Here is a 15,500-nt window from a genome sequence, read left to right as displayed (position 1 = left end):
AACTTCATGGTCGATGGCTTCTCAGCGCTGCCACCCCTTAATGCCCTGCGGGTGTTCGAGGTGGTGGCGCGGCACCTCAATTTCCGCCTGGCGGCCGACGAGCTGGGCGTGACCCAGGCGGCGGTGGCGCAGCAGATTCGCGCCCTGGAGGCGAACCTGGGGCTCAAGCTGTTCGACCGCCTGCCCAGAGGGCTTGGCCTGACGGGGGCCGGCCAGCGCTACAGCGGCGACATTCGCAGCGCCTTCGCCCTGATCGCCAGCGCCACCCAGGCGCTGCGGCCGGATGGCGCACAACTCACCGTCAGCGTGACCCCAACCTTCGCCGCCAAGTGGCTGATCCCGAGGCTGGCATCCTTCACCGAGCAGCACCCGGGCATCGATCTGCAGGTGCTGGCCACCGACCGCCTTTCGCAGTTTCGCCCGGAGGGTGTGGACCTTGCCGTGCGCTACGGGCGCCCGCCCTTCGGCCCGGCGCTCAATACCGAACTGTTTCTGCCCCAGCGCATCGTGGCCGTGGGCAGCCCGGCGTTGTTGCAGGCACAAGGCGCGCCGGCCGACCTGCAGCAGCTGCAGCGCTACACCTTGCTGCACGACGCGCACAACTTCTGGCCCGACTTCATCGGCGAGGTGTTCCAGCTGCCGCTGCAGCCTGCAGCGCGGAACGTGCGCTTCAACCAGACGGCGTTGGCGATCGATGCGGCGATTGCTGGCCAGGGCCTGGCCTTGGCCAGCTATTACTTCGTGCAGAGCGACCTGGCCGCCGGGCGCCTGGCCTTGGCGTTCGACCACGAGTTGCGTCTGGACCAAGCCTTCTACCTGGTGTGGCCGCGCAATGCTTACCAGCCGCCCGCGCTGGCTACCGTTCGTGACTGGCTGATCGAGCAGGCAGTAGATTTTCTATCGACTGATTGAAGCTTGCCTGGCTCCCTGCAGGGCGACGCCGGCTGCTAGGCTGAACCCATCATTCATGCAGACCAAGCTCGACAAGGGGGCCCCATGGCAGTTGAAAAAGTAGCAATCGTGATCGCCGGTGGCAGTGGCATGGGCGCGGCAGCCGCCCGGCGTCTGGCGGCCGACGGCTTCAAGGTTGGCATTCTGTCGTCGTCCGGCAAGGGCGAGGCACTGGCCCAGGAGCTGGGTGGCATCGGCGTGACCGGCAGCAACCAGTCCAATGAGGACATCAAGCGCCTGGTCGATGCGGTGGTCGCCCAGTGGGGCCGGATCGACGTGCTGGTCAACAGCGCCGGCCACGGCCCGCGTGCACCGATTCTGGAAATCAGCGACGAGGACTGGCACCAGGGCATGGAGACTTACCTGCTCAATGTCATTCGCCCGACCCGCCTGGTCACGCCGATCATGCAACGCCAGCAGGGCGGGGTAGTGATCAACATCTCCACCGCCTGGGCGTTCGAGCCGAGCGAGATGTTCCCCACCTCGGCGGTATTCCGCGCGGGGCTGGCGTCGTTCAGCAAGATCTTCGCAGACACCTATGCCGGCGAAAACATTCGTATCAACAACGTGTTGCCGGGCTGGATCGACAGCCTGCCGGCCACCGACGCACGCCGCGACAGCGTGCCGCTCAAGCGCTATGGCACTGCCGAGGAAATCGCCGCGACCGTGGCCTTCCTGGCAAGCGAAGGTGGGGCGTACATCACTGGGCAGAACATCCGGGTCGACGGTGGGATTACCCGCAGCGTTTGAGGTTGATTGTCCTGGCCCTATCGCCGGCAAGCCGGCTCCCACAGGGTTCTGCAGTGCTGCGGACACTGTGGGAGCCGGCTTGCCGGCGATGAGGCCCTTCAGGACAACAACGTTTCGCGGGCCAGGGTGTTTTTCAGGGTGCGCTCGACCACATCGACCAGCACCATGGTCTGGTGGTCCACTTCGATGTTGATCAACTCGCCGGCCTTGTAGTGGGCGAAGGTGGTCTGGCGCAGGGTTTCCGGAATCAGGTTGATGGTGATCAGCGTGTCGTCGACATCGGCGACGGTCAGGCTGCAGCCATTGACCCCGAGGAAGCCGCGCGGGAACACGTACTTGGCCCATGCCGGCGGCATGCGGAAGGTGATGAAGGCACCGGTCTGCTTGATCGACAGCTCGACGATTTCGGCGGTGGTGGCGATGTGGCCGGCCATCAGGTGGCCGCCGACTTCGGCGTTCATCTTCGCCGAGCGCTCGATGTTCACGCCTTGGCCGGCCTTGAAGAAGCGCAGGTTGGTGCGCTCCAGGGTGGCGGTCATGGCGTCGAACTTCACCTGGGTGCCGTCGATTTCGGTGACCGACAGGCAGGTGCCTTCGACACTGACGCTGGCGCCGATCTTCAGTTCGTCGAGCAGCTCGGGGGTGAGGTCGACGGTGAATTCGTTGTGGCCCGGGTAGGTGGTCACAGCGAGAAGAGGGCGCACGGCCTGGACGATGCCGGTGTACATGGGTTGCTCCTGGGCACGGAAATGAATGCCCGGAAAACTATGCCCCTGGGGCTTTAAAAGCAAGTTGACTGTACCGGCCCTATCGCCGGCAAGCCGGCTCCCACAGTGTCCACGGCGCTGCAAAACCTGTGGGAGCCGGCTTGCCGGCGATAGGGCCGGTACAGTCTCAAACATGCCCGCTGCTGCTGACAATCCTCAAACACAGCGCCTCGAAAGGCTCCAGGTTGATCATCAAGCGCCCATCTTCAGTCAGGTCCCCCTCGACCGTCTCGTGGACCATGTCCACCACCGTCCCCGGCGTAAACCCGGTCAGCAGCAGCTCCTCGGCAATCACCTCCTGACCAAAGTTCAGCGCACTGATCTGTATGCCGCGCCCGGCCGGCAGCTCATGCACCATCACCAGCAACCCCGCACTGCTGACCTCGGGCACCAGCACCTGACGGCTGGTGGCGATGCCATAGGCCTGGCGCACGGCAAGCAGCTTTTTCACCTTGCTGGCGAACGAGTCGGGGTTTTCCAGCTGGCTGTCGAGGCTGCCGTACAGCGCGCGGGCACGCGGCATGCCGCGTACCGATTCAGTGGCCTGCGGCTCGAGCCCGGCCAGGTCGTAGCCGCCGCGGTGGATCCAGCGGGTATCACCATCGAGCATGCGCTCGGCCACCGCCTCGGCAGGCAGCGGCAGGGCACCGACCAGGTCCCACCCGGACAGCGCCACCACGCCAGGCTGCATGGCGTTGTACATCACCAGCAGCAGGTGCACCTTCTGGATCTGCTCGATCTCGGCCGCGCCAATCTGCTCCAGGTCGCGGATGCCCAGCGCCGCGGTGATCAGGCTGGCACTGGTGCAGGCAATGCCGTTGGTGACGAAGCGCAGATTGTACGGGGCGTGTTCGCCGGACAGCCGCTCGTAGATCTCTTCGCGAATGTGCTCGCGCAGGATGCCGCCGGGCAGGGTCTGGCCCTTGTACAGGTACATGTCGTGGGCATGCAGGGTCCAGAAGTGCACCAGCTCGACGGTCAGTTCGTCGTGATTCTGCAGGGCATGGATCAACGACGCCGGGTCGATGCCAAAGCCATGCATTTCCTTGAGCATCAGGCGCAGGAACTCGGTGTCGCCGGTCAGCAGGGCATGCTGGTAGGCGGGGCGGGTAATGAAGTCGTAGGACAGGTCGGCGCCGCCCTTGGACATCTGCGCGATGTCGTCCAGGGTCAGGTTCAGCTCCTGGAAACTGAAGCCGCCGGCCTTGCGGATCATGCCACCGATCAGCTGGTTGCCGACGATCGACAGCGGGTGGCTCTCCGACCAGGCTGTGGCGCTGGCGCGGGTTTCCACGCCGAGAAAACCGTTGGCATCCAGGCGCAGACCACGCGCGCCCAGGCAGTCCAGCGCGTGCAAGGCGTCGCCGATGATCATCTGCTGGGCGGCGAAGCTGGGGTCGAGCCAGTTGAGCGACGGCTGGCCTTCCTTGAAGTAGTGCAGATAGACCCAGCGCCGGGTCTTGCCATCGACCCCGGTGATCGGTGCCGTCACGCTCCAGTCGGTTTCCTTGACGCCCGGCTCGAAGAAGATCACCCGTTGCAGCTGGCCGACGATGTAGTGGTGGGCCTTGAGCTGGTCGCACTGGGCCGGCAGCAGGTTGACCGCATCGCGCCCAGGGGGCACGTCGGGCAGCAACGGCCAGTCCTCCTCGCGGATCTCGACCATGTGATAGAGCCCGGGGTAGGCGCCATGGGCCAGTTCGGCCAGGCGAAAATCGGCGCCCTTGCCGGTGTGCGAGGGGATCAGGTCGTCGATGGTCACGGCATTGTGCGCGGCGGCCATGCGGCTCATCTGCACCAGGTCCTGCTCGCTGCCGTAGAGCGGGTCGATGTCGAAACTGATGCGGTCGAAGTTGCCGTCCACGCTGGGGGTGAAATCGCGCCCGCGCACGCCGCCGGACTGCTTGATCGGGCCGGTGTGGATGCCTTGCACGCCGATGTCAGACAGGCGTTTCCACAAGGCTTCGTGACCCAGGGCAGACAGCACCGAGTCGCCTTCAGGCGCAATGATCGCGTCGGGGTAGACGGTCAGCCACACCGAGGCGATTTCCGTGGCGCGGCGTGGCTGGGCTTCGGCGTAGGGGTTCTGCCACAGGCGTGACTGGCCGGAGTACAAGCGCGCCCGCTCCTGGGAGGCCTTGAGCATGGAGCGGTCTTCGAGCCATTTGACGTATGACGGGTCGGGCTGGGTCATTTGGCGTCCTCGCTGCGGGTCGGCATTGGCTCAAGTTATGACGGTGCGGGGGGCGGAATGTTCGGTTGGGGGGAAAGTTTGTAGGCAGTCAGCATCTCCCACGGCTACACCACGGTCACTGAAAACAATGCTTTCCCCTGTAGGAGCCGGCTTGCCGGCGATAGGGCCCGAACAGCCAGTACAAGGCTACATCAGTCCGCTTTTGCCTGCCCTGGCCTCATCACCGGCAAGCCGGCTCCCACAGGGATTAGCGCTGGCTTTTGGATTTCGAGCATTTCCACCGCCCATGAGCATTGTGATGAACCTGTAGGGGCGGGCTTGTCCCGCGAAGAAGGCTTACTGGGCCTGCCGCGTTGCCTGCCAGCACAACAGTGATCCCGCAGTCACCAGCACCGCCCCCTGCCAGAACTGCAACCCCAACTGCGCACCAAGCCATGCGGCGGCAAATGCCGATGACAACACCGGCGCCGCATACGAAGCAGTCGCCAGCAAAGTCAGATTGCCGCGCAGAATGCCGATGTTCCACAGCGCATACCCACCCGCCATGCCCACCGCTGCCGCCAGCAACTCCAGGCTGTGGGGCAAAGAGAAGGGCGGCAGCGCCTCGCTGCTGAACAGGTACTTGACCCACAGCACGCCAGCAGTCAGCAGAAAGAACAGCACCACATGGCTTTGCCCATTGGCATAGCGCCGAGTCACGTTGCAGTACAACGCGAAGGTGATCGCACAGGCCGCCGCCAGGCTGTAGCTCAGCGGATTGGAGGCAACATTGCTGGCGATACTGTCCAGCGAAAGTCCATCGGTACTCACCACCCACAGGATGCCCAGCAGGGCAATGGCGGTGCCGGGCACGATCAGCCAGCGCGCCGGCTGGCGGTTCATGAAGATCGCCAACAGTACCGTCAGACTTGGCCACAAGTAATTGACCACCACCAGCTGGATCGCCTGTGTACGGCTCACGGCGTAGCCCAGGGCCAGGCACAGGCAGATCTCGTAGGCAATGAACAGCGCCGACCCGCTGAACAGGTAGAAGCGCGAGGCGTGGCGCAGGCGCGGGCGGCCCAGCAGCATCACCAACAGGGCAGCGCCCAGGGTGTAGATCAGCGCGGCGCCGCCAATCGGGCCGAAGTGCTCGCTGACACTGCGGATCAGGCCGCTGGCGGTGCTCCACAAAAGGATCGCCGCCAAGCCGCAGGCGGTGGCGGCAGAGGGGCTGGTGATGCGCATGGCGGGCTCTCTCGGGCGAAAAAATCGGCAAGTCTAAAGGCTCGGCTGCCGTGGGTCACTGGGCTGCCTGGTGCGTGATCGGTTCAGCGCCGAGCAGAAAGTTGCTGCGGCGCCAGGAACGCATCATGGAAGTAGTTGCGCAGCGCCTGCATGGCCGGGCTGAAGGCCCGCTCGCGGTGCCAGGCCAGACCCACGCTCATCGGCGTCACCGGGTCGCTGATGGTCACGGTTTCGATGCGCTTGCCTTCCAGCGACCAGGGTCGGTGCACCAGGTCAGAAAGGATCGCCACGCCGCTGCCATTGGCGACCATGCTGCGCACCGCTTCCACCGAGCTGGTGCGCACGCGCACGCTGGGGCGTTGACCGGCCTGCTCCCAGTAGCGCATGGCGCTTTGTTCGGCCTCGTCCACGGTGAGCAGGATGAAGGGCTCACGGGCGACATCGGCGAGGCTCACGGCCGAGCGTTCGCACAGCGGGTGATGGCTTGGCAGCCACAGGCGGCGTTCGGAGTTGAACAGGGTTTCCGAGACGATGTCCGGGTGGGTGAGGTTGGCGGTGAGCACCACCGCCATGTCGAAGCGGCCGTCCAGCAGGCCTTGTTCGATGGTGCTGCGCTCCTGTTCGTGCACCTGCAAGGTCACATCGGGGTGCCAGTGCTCCAGGCGCTGTAAATGGTGCGGCAGGAAGTAGCCGATCACCGTGTAGCTGGCCGCCAGGCGCAGCAGGCCACTGGCGCGCACGTCCGGCAGTGGGCTGTTCAGCGCATCGTCGACGCTGCGCAGGATCACATAGGCGCGGTTGAGAAAGTGCCGGCCGGCCTCGGTCAGGTTCATGCCCTGCGGGGAGCGCTGGAACAGCAGCACGCCCAGCATCGCCTCCAGTTCCTTGATCGCAGTGGTCACCGCCGACTGGGAGATATTGAGGTGGATCGCCGCCTGGGAGATCTGGCCGATCTCGGCAGTGGCGACGAAGTAGCGAACCTGGCGCAAGGTCAATGACACGGGCAACTCCTGGGTATCTGTTTTTCCGAAGACACCCTATCTGTTTATAGATCTTCCCAAGGGGGTAGGGAGAATCTAACGTGGCCTTCATGCAGCCACAAGCACCAGGAGATAGACATGCAGGCGGTGGATTTCAATTCGGACATGGGCGAGGGCTTCGGCCCGTGGACCATCGGTGATGGTGTCGACAACGAACTGATGGCCTTCATCAGCTCGGCCAACATCGCCACCGGCTTCCACGCCGGCGACCCGGGCACGATGCGCCGCACGGTCGAGCGGGCCAAGGCGCTTGGCGTGGCGGTGGGTGCGCATCCAGGCTTTCGTGACCTGGTCGGCTTCGGCCGCCGGCACATCAACGCGCCGGCCCAGGAGCTGGTCGACGACATGCTCTACCAGCTGGGGGCACTGCGGGAAATCGCCCGTGCCCAGGGCGTCAGCCTGCAGCACATCAAGCCGCACGGCGCGCTGTACATGCACCTGGCCCGTGATGAAGAGGCCGCGCGGCTGCTGGTGGAAAACCTGCGAGTGATCGAGCCCGAGCTGCTGCTGTACTGCATGCCGGGCTCGGTGATCTGCCGTATCGCCCAGGAACTCGGCCAGCCGGTGGTCCGCGAGTTCTACGCGGACCGCGAGTACGACCTGAGCGGCTCCATCGTGTTCACCCGCAATGTGCGTGGCTACGAGCCGCAACGGGTCGCCGAGCGGGTGCTGCGGGCATGCCAGGAGGGCGTGGTGCGGACTGTCGAAGGGCAGGACCTGGCAATCGAATTCGATTCCATCTGCCTGCACAGCGACACGCCGGGCGCCCTCGACCTGGTCGAGGCCACGCGCACGGCGCTGGACAACGCTGGCATCAAGGTGCGCACGCCGCGTTAGGCGACATCCGCTGCACCGCATTGTTTTTGCCTGCCATACCGATAAAGATTCCAAGAAAAGGAGCAGACATGGCCGAGCCGCTTGCCACATCCCCGATCCGCTACAGCTTCGGTGCCGACGAGCACCTGTTCGCCGAGGTCAGCGAAAGCATGTCGCTGGAAGCCTTCTTCAAGGGGTTGGCGGTCACCCGCGCAGTCGAGCGCCTGGCGCTGGAGGGCGTGCTCGACGTGTGCCTGGCCAACGCCTCCTTCCAGATCCGTTTCGACCCCGACCGTATCGCCCCCGAAGCCCTGCTCGAAGCCGTGCGCGGCGCCGAGGCGCAAGCGGTGGCCGAGCGTTCGTTGAGCACGCGGATCATCGAGATCCCGGTGCTGTACAACGACCCCTGGACCCATGAAACCCTGATGCGGTTTCGTGACCGCCATCAAGACCCGCAGAGCACCGACCTGGAGTACGCCGCGCGGGTCAACGGCCTGGCCGATGTCGACGCGTTCATTGCCGCGCACAGTGGCGCGCCGTGGTTCGTGTCGATGGTCGGCTTCGTCGCGGGCTTGCCGTTCATGTTCCAGATGGTCGAGCGCGAGCGCCAGTTGCAGGTGCCCAAGTACCTGCGCCCGCGTACCGACACGCCCAAGCTGACCCTGGGCCATGGCGGCTGTTTCGGCTGCATCTACTCGGTGCGGGGCGCGGGCGGTTATCAGATGTTCGGCGTTACCCCGGCGCCGATCTACGACCCGCAGCAGACCCTGGCCTACCTGAAGGACCACATGGTGTTCTTCCGCCCGGGCGATATCGTGCAGTTCAAACCCATCGACCGCCGTACCTACGACCAGGCGGTGACAGACGTCGAGGACGGGCGCTTCGACCTGCGTATCCGCCCGGTGGAGTTTTCCCTGGATGCGTTTCTCGCCGACCCTGTCGGCTATCCCAAGTCGTTGCAGGAGGCGTTGGCATGATCAAGGTGCTCAAACCTGGCCTGGCCACCTCGGTGCAGGACCTTGGCCGCGAAGGCTTCTATCACCTGGGTATTCCGCCTTCCGGCGCACTCGATCAGTACGCCCTTCGCGCCGCCAACCATCTGGTGGGCAACGCGCCTGGTGCTGCCGGCCTCGAATGCGCGCTGGTGGGGCCGGAGCTGGAGTTCCAGCACGATGCCCTGGTGGCGGTGTGTGGTGCGCAGATGGCGGTGCTGCTCGATGGGCGTGAGCAGCACCCGTACACCGCGTTTGCGGTGAGGGCAGGGCAGGTGCTGCGTTTCGGCTTCCCCAGGGCGGGGGCGCGGGCGTACCTGGCGGTGGCCGGCGGCATCGATGTGCCTGAGGTGCTTGGCAGCCGGTCGACCTACGCGCTGGGCGCACTCGGTGGCTATCACGGGCGCAAGTTGATGACGGGTGACGTGCTGCCGGTTGGCCAGCCCAGCGGCAAGACCCGCGCGGGGGCCAGCCTGCCCATGGCGCTGCGCCAGGCACTGGGTGGGGAAGTGGTGTTGCGGGTGGTGCCGGGGTTGTACTTCCACCGCCTGAGCGAGGCGGCGGCGCAAAGCTTCTTCACCGATGCCTGGACGGTCGGGTCCGAAGCCGACCGCATCGGTTATCGCTACAAGGGCGGCGATGCGCTGAGTTTCCAGCCGCGCGAGCAGCCATTTGGGGCCGGGTCGGATCCGTCGAACATCGTCGACAGCTGCTACCCGATTGGCTCGATTCAGGTGCCGGCGGGGCTCGAACCCATCATTCTGCACCGCGATGCGGTGTCGGGTGGGGGCTATGCCATGATCGGCACGGTGATCAGCGCCGACCTGGACCTGGTCGGGCAGATGCAGCCGAACCAGCAGGCGCGGTTCTTGCCGGTGAGCATGGAGCAGGCGCTGGAGGCGCGGCGGTCGTACAAGAAGAAGCTGGGGTATCTGGCGAAGTTGTTTGGCTGAGTCTGTACTGTACTGCATGGTACGGTACAGTACGAAATCCTGTGGCCTGGCTTACCGGCCCTATCGCCGGCAAGCCGGCTCCCACAGGTACTGCGCAACCTTCAAGATTTGCAGAGATCCCTGTGGGAGCCGGCTTGCCGGCGATAGGGCCGGTGAAGGCTCAGCCAAAGGCTGGGTCGTACGCCACGCTGCCAGCAGGAACATCCCCTGCAAAAGGCAACGCCATGAAGTACTCCGGCGGCACACCGGGGTAACTCAACTGCGCATACGCCTTGAAACCAAAGCGCTGGTAATAGTCCGGCTCGCCGAGCAACACCAGCCCTGCGGCACCTTGCTCGCGCATGCCGTCCAGCGCCTCGCGCATCAATGCCGCACCGATCCCTTGCCCCTGCCTGCCCGGCGCTACAGCAATCGGCCCCAGCCCATACCAGCCGAGGTCTTGCCCATCGATCCTGACAGGCGAAACACTGACCTGCCCGACGATCCCACCCTCATCTTCTGCCACCAGCGACAGCGTCAGTGCGCCATTGCCGCGCAAGCGTTCGATGATCAGGTGCTCGGTAGGCGCCTGGCCGGGGGCGTGATGTGGGTGGTTGGTGAAGGCCTGCAAGGTCAGGCGGCTGATGGCGGAGCAGTCGGCGGGGGTTTCGGGGCGGATGAGCATGGCGGCTTCCAGGGTGGATGACTGATTGGCGAAGGCCGACGATCAGTATGCCATGACGAAATAGCGCGTCCCTGCGCTCGGTCAAGCGATAGCGGTCAGAAGCTGTACTTGGCAGTCAGCATCAGGTTGCGTGGGGTGCCCCAGGTGTCGCCGGCATAGTCCACAGAACCTGCGACGGCGGAGTAGTACTTGCGGTCGAACACGTTGTTGGCGTTCAGCTGCAGGTCGAGGTTCTGGTTGACCTGGTAGCCGGCCATCAAGTTGGTGATCGCATAGGAGCCCTGGACCAGGCGGTACTCGCTGCCGTCGGCGACGGTGAAGTCATTGTAGATGCGGCTCTGCCAGGTGACGTTGCCGCCAATGCGGGCTTTTTCCAGCGGGCCCTGCAGGCGGTAGGTGGTCGACAGCTTGAACATGTGCTCCGGCGTGTCGGTGTCGAAGCGCTGGTTCTCGTTGGCCGGCTTGGCGGCGTCCTTGAGGGTGTGCACGCGGGCGTAGGTGTAGCCGGCACCGACCTGCCAGTTCGGCGTCAGCGCGCCTTGCAGTTCCAGGTCGATACCTTGGCTGCGCACTTCGCCGGAGGCGACGTAGCAGTTGGTCGGGTCGCTGCAGCCGCTCAGGTCGGTCTGCGCGACGGCGCGGTTTTCCTGGTCGATGCGAAACAGCGCGATGCTGGCATTGAGCGCGCCGTCGAAGTATTCGCCCTTGACCCCAACTTCATAGTTCTTGCCCTCGATCGGCTTGATCGGGCTACCCGAGGCGTCCTTGTAGCTCTGCGGGTTGAAAATGTCGCTGTAGCTGACGTAGACCGAGTGATGGTCGTCGAGGTCGTAGATCAGGCCGGCATAGCGGGTGACGTTTCGCGTGACCTTGTAGTCGGCAGTGGCGCTTTCCTTGTTGTCGTAGTCGTACCAGTCCAGGCGCCCGCCAAGGATCAGCTTGAGCGGGTCCGCGAGGCTCAGGCGGGTGGTCAGGTACACGCCTTCCTGGGTGGTGACTTCGCGGGTGTTGTCGGTGTGTACGAAGTTGGGCTTGCCGCCGTTCAACGGCCAGTTGGTGTCATACGGGCTGTAGTTGCGCGTGTCCATGTCATAGATGCGCTTGCTGGCACCGACCACAAGCTCATGCGTACGGCCGAAGGCCTGGAACGGGCCGCTGAGGAAACCGTCCACGCCGGCCTGGTTTTCCTGGTGCTTGGACTGGTAGACGGTGCGCGACAGGGGCGCTTGCAGGCCGGCCCAGCGCGACTGGTAGGAGCCGGTGAATACCGCATCCTGTTCGGAATAGTTGGCGTTGACCTGCAGCGACCAGTCATTGGCCAGGCGCTGGCGCACCTCGGCGAATACGGTGTTGATCTCCTGGTCCTTGTTCTCCCAGTCGGTGCCTGGGTTGTAGGAGCGCGAGAAGTCCATGTGGTGGCCGTCCAGCGCCGTGGGCATGGCGCCCCAGAAGTAGTTGGTCTTGTCCTTCTGGTGCGAGAAGCCGACGGTCAGGGTGGTGTCGTCGGTGAGGTCGGCCTCGGTCACGGCGTAGAACAGACCGTGGTCTTCTTCCACGTCATCGACGAAGCTGTTGGCGTCGCGGTACGAAGCCACCACGCGCCCGCGCACGGTGCCGCTGTCGTTGAGCGGGCTGGAGGCGTCGAGTTCGCCGCGGTAGTTGTCCCAGCTGCCGGCAGCACCAGTGAGGGTGACCTTCTGCTCCGCCAGCGGGCGCTTGCGTACCAGGTTGATTGCCGCCGACGGGTTGCCGGAGCCGGTGACCAGGCCTGTGGCGCCGCGCACGATCTCGACCCGGTCGAACATTGCCAGGTTCGGTTGGGCGCCGACCGTCCAGCCCTGATAACCGCTGGGGATGCCGTCATACATCAGGTTGTCGATGTCGAAGCCACGCGCCGAGTAGGTTTGCCGGCCCGGGCCGCTGGAATAGTCCAGGTACAGCCCCGGAGTGGCGGCGACCACATCGTTGATGCTGGTCATGGCCTGGTCGTCCATGCGCTGGCGGGTGATCACCGTCACCGCCTGCGGGGTTTCACGCAGGCTCATCGGCAGCTTGGTAGCGGTAGACATGGAGCCGGTGGTGTAGGACGCCGAACCTTCGGTGGTGCTGCCGAGCTGGTGAGAGTTGATCTCGGTGGCGCCCAGTTCCAGGGTGGTGGGCTTTTCGTCTTCGGCGATGGCCGGCGTGACGATGGCCATGCACACGGCCATGGCGAGCAGACTGCGGGCGGGGAGTGAGCGCGTGGGCGCAAGGTACGACGACATGGGGCAGGTTCCTGACTATTATTGAAAGCGCTTATGAGAACGATTAGCAATAAGTGTGTCAGGATTCGTCGCACCTTGAAAGTGTGGTATGCCAAAAAATCACGAATTTTTCACATTTGCAGCAAGCGTCACTCGCCCGGGAGGATTTTCTTGCCCCGTTGAACCGCGATTTCCAACGCTTGGCCATCACGTTGCTTGCCCTGTCGCGCCAACCCTTCCAGCTGGGGAATCAGCATGCCTTCCGGCAGATGGCGCCAGAAACGCCCGGGCATGTGCAGGCGCAGGGCATCGGGGTTGAGCCGTGCCGGGTTGAAGGTGTGGCGATAGTAGGTGCGCCACAGTTCCGCACCTGAGTCTTCGGCGTTGCGTGCCCATTGCCGCCACGCTTGCGGGCACTGGCGCCGATAGTCGAACCCCTCGCCGTCGAAGCGAATGCCGTCCACAGGGGTCGCGATCAGCCAGCGCTGGCGCCCCAGGCGGTCGGCGAAATGCGCGCTGGCACTGTCCAGAATGTCGTGCGCGGGGTCGTGGTAGGCCACCAGGTCCAGCTGCAGCTGCTCGGCCAGTGCAGAAGGCAAGGGTACGAAGCGTACGAAGGCATGCAGGTGGTGCGCTTCGCGGCTGACCTGCTTGATGCGCCGGTGCAGCTCGCTGCCCAGGCGGTCACCGGCGAGCATGGCCGTGCGGTCGCCATGGGCCACACGCCAGAGCACTTCGTAGAGCAGGTTCCAGCGTTGCTCACCGCGGTAGCGGGCCGCTTGTTCCAGCAGGGGCAACAGCGCTGCCGGCACCTTGGCGCGAAAAGGGCCGGAGCCCTCGGGTAGCGCTGCCGGTAGGGCCAGCAGGTCAGCGATCGGGCCTTGTGCCCAGGTCACTGCAGCCGGATCGATGCCGTGCCCGAGCAACTTGCGCGCCTGCTCCCGCCAGGTGTCGAAACGCTCGCCGCAATCGAGCGCGATCATCCCCACAACCCCATCTGCACAGGGGCTTGCGGCTCGCGCAGACGGGCACGCAACAGGCCGCTGCGCAGCTCTGCCTGGGCCGGGCGGTAGTCGCTGGTGACGATGAACGGCCTGGCCTTTTCCAGTACGCAACGCAACTGGATCAAGTCGTCGTAACGCACGCGCCGTTCGCGGCGCAACGCCACCAGGCGCTGCACGCTGCGCAGGCCGATGCCGGGAATACGCGCCAGCAAGGCCGGTTCGGCACGGTTCACATCCAGCGGAAACACCTCGCGGTTGGCCAAGGCCCAGGCCAGCTTGGGGTCGATGTCCAGGGCCAGGTTGCTGCCCTGGTTCAGCAGCTCGCCAGCGCTATAGCCGTAGCCGCGCAAGAGGAAATCGGCCTGGTACAGCCGGTGCTCGCGCAGCAGCGGCGGGGCGGCCAACGGCACACTGCCGGGGCTGTCGGGGATCGGGCTGAAGGCCGAGTAATACACGCGCTTGAGGCCGTAGCCCTGGTACAGCGATTCGGCGTTGCGCAGCAGGGTGCTGTCGTCGGTGGCGTCGGCACCGACGATCACCTGGGTGCTTTGCCCGGCCGGGGTGAAGCGCGGCGCCTTCGGCTCGTTGGCCACGGCCTGCTGTCCCTGGTGGATCACACCCATGGCCTGGCGAATGGTGTGCGCGTGCTTCTCCGGGGCCAGGCGCTTGAGGCTGGCTTCGGTGGGCAGCTCGATGTTGACGCTGAGGCGATCGGCCAGGCGTCCGGCTTCTTCGATCAGCAGCGGGTCGGCATCGGGGATGGTCTTGAGGTGGATATAGCCGCGGAAGTTGTGTTCCTCACGTAGCAAGCGGGCGACGCGAATCAGCTGCTCCATGGTGTAGTCGGCCGAGCGGATGATGCCCGAGCTCAAGAACAGCCCGCTGATGCAGTTGCGCCGGTAGAAGTCGAGGGTGAGGTGCACCACTTCCTCAGGCGTGAAGCGCGCCCGGGGCACGTTGCTGGAGCGGCGGTTGACGCAGTACTGGCAGTCGTACAGGCAGAAGTTGGTAAGCAGCACCTTGAGCAAGGACACGCAACGACCATCCGGGGTGTAGCTGTGGCAGATGCCCATGCCGTCGGTGGCGCCCAGGCTGTCGCTGCCGCGCGAGCTGCGCTTGGGGGCGCCGCTGCTGGCGCAGGAGGCGTCGTACTTGGCGGCGTCGGCGAGGATGCCTAGCTTGGCGATGAGTTGCATGGGCCGATCTCGTCATACTGATTATTCATACAGTATTTTGTGAGCCGGCTGATTGCAAGAGGGGGAGAGACGGGCGGTGGCTGCGCCCCGTCAAAGGGGCTTGCGCATGAACACCCGGGCGAAACCGTGCTCGTGCGCCCTGTGGGTCTGCACATAACCGAGTGTCTGGTAGATCTCGATGTTTTCGCTCATGCGCTCATGGGTATACAGGCGGATGGCACGGCACCCGGCCTGCCTTGCGTGTTGTTCGCCAAACTGCATCAGGGCCTTGCCCAGGCCTTTGCCTTTGCAGGCGGGTAACACCGCGACATTGACCAGCAGCATCTCGCTGCCTTCCTGGTGCAGCACCAGCACGCCGGCAACGCGCCCGGCCTCCAGTGCCACGAACACGTCGTTGTCCTCGATCACCTGATGGTAGTCGTCCAGCATCGGCGCCGGGGCTTGGCCGATCCTGGCGATATAGGGCGAATAGGCAGCGTGGACCAATACGCGGATGGCTTCGACGTCGGCAGGGTTGGCGCGGCGCAGGGCAGGGGCTGGGTGCACGTGGGCGGTCTCCGGGAAATGACCCGAGCATAAACTGCAGCCACGCTGGGGTCGATGCAGCAGGCCGATAGGTATGAGCCTGCCACGCTTCACTCCGCCGATTTCATATCCAAGCCTGCGCAAGCCCGTGGTAGAACGTCTTGCGAACCTCCAACAA

14 protein-coding genes are annotated in these 15,500 nt (G+C 64.8%); 5 read left to right on the top strand and 9 right to left on the bottom strand.

Annotated features, from left to right (window positions below):
* The first annotated feature begins 6 nt into the window (after positions 1-6).
* Complete coding sequence (locus ACIPZB_RS15105) at positions 7-912, top strand: LysR substrate-binding domain-containing protein (protein ID WP_400641136.1); 906 nt, start codon at positions 7-9, stop codon at positions 910-912.
* Positions 913-996: 84 nt separating this feature from the next.
* Positions 997-1,701, top strand: a complete 705-nt coding sequence (locus ACIPZB_RS15100) for an SDR family oxidoreductase (protein ID WP_400641134.1) — start codon at positions 997-999, stop codon at positions 1,699-1,701.
* A gap of 98 nt (positions 1,702-1,799) precedes the next feature.
* Here ACIPZB_RS15100 and ACIPZB_RS15095 read toward each other — a convergent pair whose 3' ends face one another.
* From ACIPZB_RS15095 to ACIPZB_RS15080, 4 genes are all read right to left on the bottom strand, one after another.
* Positions 1,800-2,429 carry a riboflavin synthase subunit alpha gene (locus tag ACIPZB_RS15095; RefSeq protein ID WP_400641132.1) on the bottom strand — a complete coding sequence of 210 codons (630 nt, stop codon included), beginning with the start codon at positions 2,427-2,429 and terminating at the stop codon, positions 1,800-1,802.
* A gap of 166 nt (positions 2,430-2,595) precedes the next feature.
* Entirely contained in the window at positions 2,596-4,662 is a 2,067-nt protein-coding gene (gene treS, locus ACIPZB_RS15090) for a maltose alpha-D-glucosyltransferase (RefSeq protein WP_400641130.1), read from the bottom strand.
* A gap of 336 nt (positions 4,663-4,998) precedes the next feature.
* Positions 4,999-5,889: an aromatic amino acid DMT transporter YddG gene (gene yddG, locus ACIPZB_RS15085; protein ID WP_400641128.1), complete on the bottom strand. Its 891-nt coding sequence runs from the start codon at positions 5,887-5,889 to the stop codon at positions 4,999-5,001.
* 83 nt (positions 5,890-5,972) lie between these two features.
* A complete protein-coding gene (locus ACIPZB_RS15080) occupies positions 5,973-6,890 on the bottom strand; it encodes a LysR family transcriptional regulator (protein ID WP_400641127.1) in 918 nt (305 codons plus the stop codon).
* Between the two features lie 117 nt (positions 6,891-7,007).
* Here ACIPZB_RS15080 and ACIPZB_RS15075 point away from each other — a divergent pair, with 117 nt between their 5' ends.
* The 3 genes from ACIPZB_RS15075 (at position 7,008) to ACIPZB_RS15065 (ending at position 9,690) form a co-directional block, all read left to right on the top strand.
* Positions 7,008-7,766, top strand: coding sequence for a 5-oxoprolinase subunit PxpA (locus ACIPZB_RS15075; protein ID WP_400641125.1), 759 nt, complete (start codon positions 7,008-7,010; stop codon positions 7,764-7,766).
* 68 nt (positions 7,767-7,834) lie between these two features.
* Positions 7,835-8,722 (top strand): allophanate hydrolase subunit 1, encoded by an 888-nt coding sequence (locus ACIPZB_RS15070; protein WP_400641123.1) that lies wholly within the window; start codon positions 7,835-7,837, stop codon positions 8,720-8,722.
* A complete protein-coding gene (locus ACIPZB_RS15065; RefSeq protein ID WP_400641121.1) occupies positions 8,719-9,690 on the top strand; it encodes a biotin-dependent carboxyltransferase family protein in 972 nt (323 codons plus the stop codon). Before ACIPZB_RS15070 ends, ACIPZB_RS15065 begins: the two co-directional genes overlap by 4 nt.
* 160 nt (positions 9,691-9,850) lie before the next feature.
* Here the strand turns inward: ACIPZB_RS15065 and ACIPZB_RS15060 are convergent, their stop codons facing one another.
* From ACIPZB_RS15060 to ACIPZB_RS15040, 5 genes are all read right to left on the bottom strand, one after another.
* A complete protein-coding gene (locus tag ACIPZB_RS15060; protein ID WP_400641119.1) occupies positions 9,851-10,354 on the bottom strand; it encodes a GNAT family N-acetyltransferase in 504 nt (167 codons plus the stop codon).
* 95 nt (positions 10,355-10,449) lie between these two features.
* Complete coding sequence (locus ACIPZB_RS15055; protein WP_400641117.1) at positions 10,450-12,618, bottom strand: TonB-dependent siderophore receptor; 2,169 nt, start codon at positions 12,616-12,618, stop codon at positions 10,450-10,452.
* A 128-nt stretch (positions 12,619-12,746) separates the two neighbouring features.
* Positions 12,747-13,586 (bottom strand): TIGR03915 family putative DNA repair protein, encoded by an 840-nt coding sequence (locus ACIPZB_RS15050; RefSeq protein WP_400641115.1) that lies wholly within the window; start codon positions 13,584-13,586, stop codon positions 12,747-12,749.
* Complete coding sequence (locus tag ACIPZB_RS15045; RefSeq protein WP_400641113.1) at positions 13,577-14,797, bottom strand: putative DNA modification/repair radical SAM protein; 1,221 nt, start codon at positions 14,795-14,797, stop codon at positions 13,577-13,579. Before ACIPZB_RS15045 ends, ACIPZB_RS15050 begins: the two co-directional genes overlap by 10 nt.
* Positions 14,798-14,887: 90 nt before the next feature.
* Positions 14,888-15,343 carry a GNAT family N-acetyltransferase gene (locus ACIPZB_RS15040; protein ID WP_400641112.1) on the bottom strand — a complete coding sequence of 152 codons (456 nt, stop codon included), beginning with the start codon at positions 15,341-15,343 and terminating at the stop codon, positions 14,888-14,890.
* Positions 15,344-15,500 lie beyond the last annotated feature (157 nt).

It is taken from the genome of Pseudomonas sp. NPDC089396, assembly GCF_044749545.1.
In the GTDB taxonomy this organism is placed as follows: domain Bacteria; phylum Pseudomonadota; class Gammaproteobacteria; order Pseudomonadales; family Pseudomonadaceae; genus Aquipseudomonas.
Note: the sequence above shows the minus strand (reverse complement) of the source record. Positions and strands in the feature narration are given on the sequence as shown.

Excerpts from the sequence above, each read along its gene's own strand:
- yddG (WP_400641128.1), bottom strand. The coding sequence starts at position 5,889 with ATGCGCATCACCAGCCCCTCTGCCGCCACCGCCTGCGGCTTGGCGGCG.
- ACIPZB_RS15070 (WP_400641123.1), top strand. The coding sequence starts at position 7,835 with ATGGCCGAGCCGCTTGCCACATCCCCGATCCGCTACAGCTTCGGTGCC.
- ACIPZB_RS15060 (WP_400641119.1), bottom strand. The coding sequence starts at position 10,354 with ATGCTCATCCGCCCCGAAACCCCCGCCGACTGCTCCGCCATCAGCCGC.
- ACIPZB_RS15095 (WP_400641132.1), bottom strand. The coding sequence starts at position 2,429 with ATGTACACCGGCATCGTCCAGGCCGTGCGCCCTCTTCTCGCTGTGACC.
- ACIPZB_RS15100 (WP_400641134.1), top strand. The coding sequence starts at position 997 with ATGGCAGTTGAAAAAGTAGCAATCGTGATCGCCGGTGGCAGTGGCATG.
- ACIPZB_RS15045 (WP_400641113.1), bottom strand. The coding sequence starts at position 14,797 with ATGCAACTCATCGCCAAGCTAGGCATCCTCGCCGACGCCGCCAAGTAC.
- ACIPZB_RS15055 (WP_400641117.1), bottom strand. The coding sequence starts at position 12,618 with ATGTCGTCGTACCTTGCGCCCACGCGCTCACTCCCCGCCCGCAGTCTG.
- ACIPZB_RS15075 (WP_400641125.1), top strand. The coding sequence starts at position 7,008 with ATGCAGGCGGTGGATTTCAATTCGGACATGGGCGAGGGCTTCGGCCCG.
- ACIPZB_RS15105 (WP_400641136.1), top strand. The coding sequence starts at position 7 with ATGGTCGATGGCTTCTCAGCGCTGCCACCCCTTAATGCCCTGCGGGTG.
- treS (WP_400641130.1), bottom strand. The coding sequence starts at position 4,662 with ATGACCCAGCCCGACCCGTCATACGTCAAATGGCTCGAAGACCGCTCC.
- ACIPZB_RS15065 (WP_400641121.1), top strand. The coding sequence starts at position 8,719 with ATGATCAAGGTGCTCAAACCTGGCCTGGCCACCTCGGTGCAGGACCTT.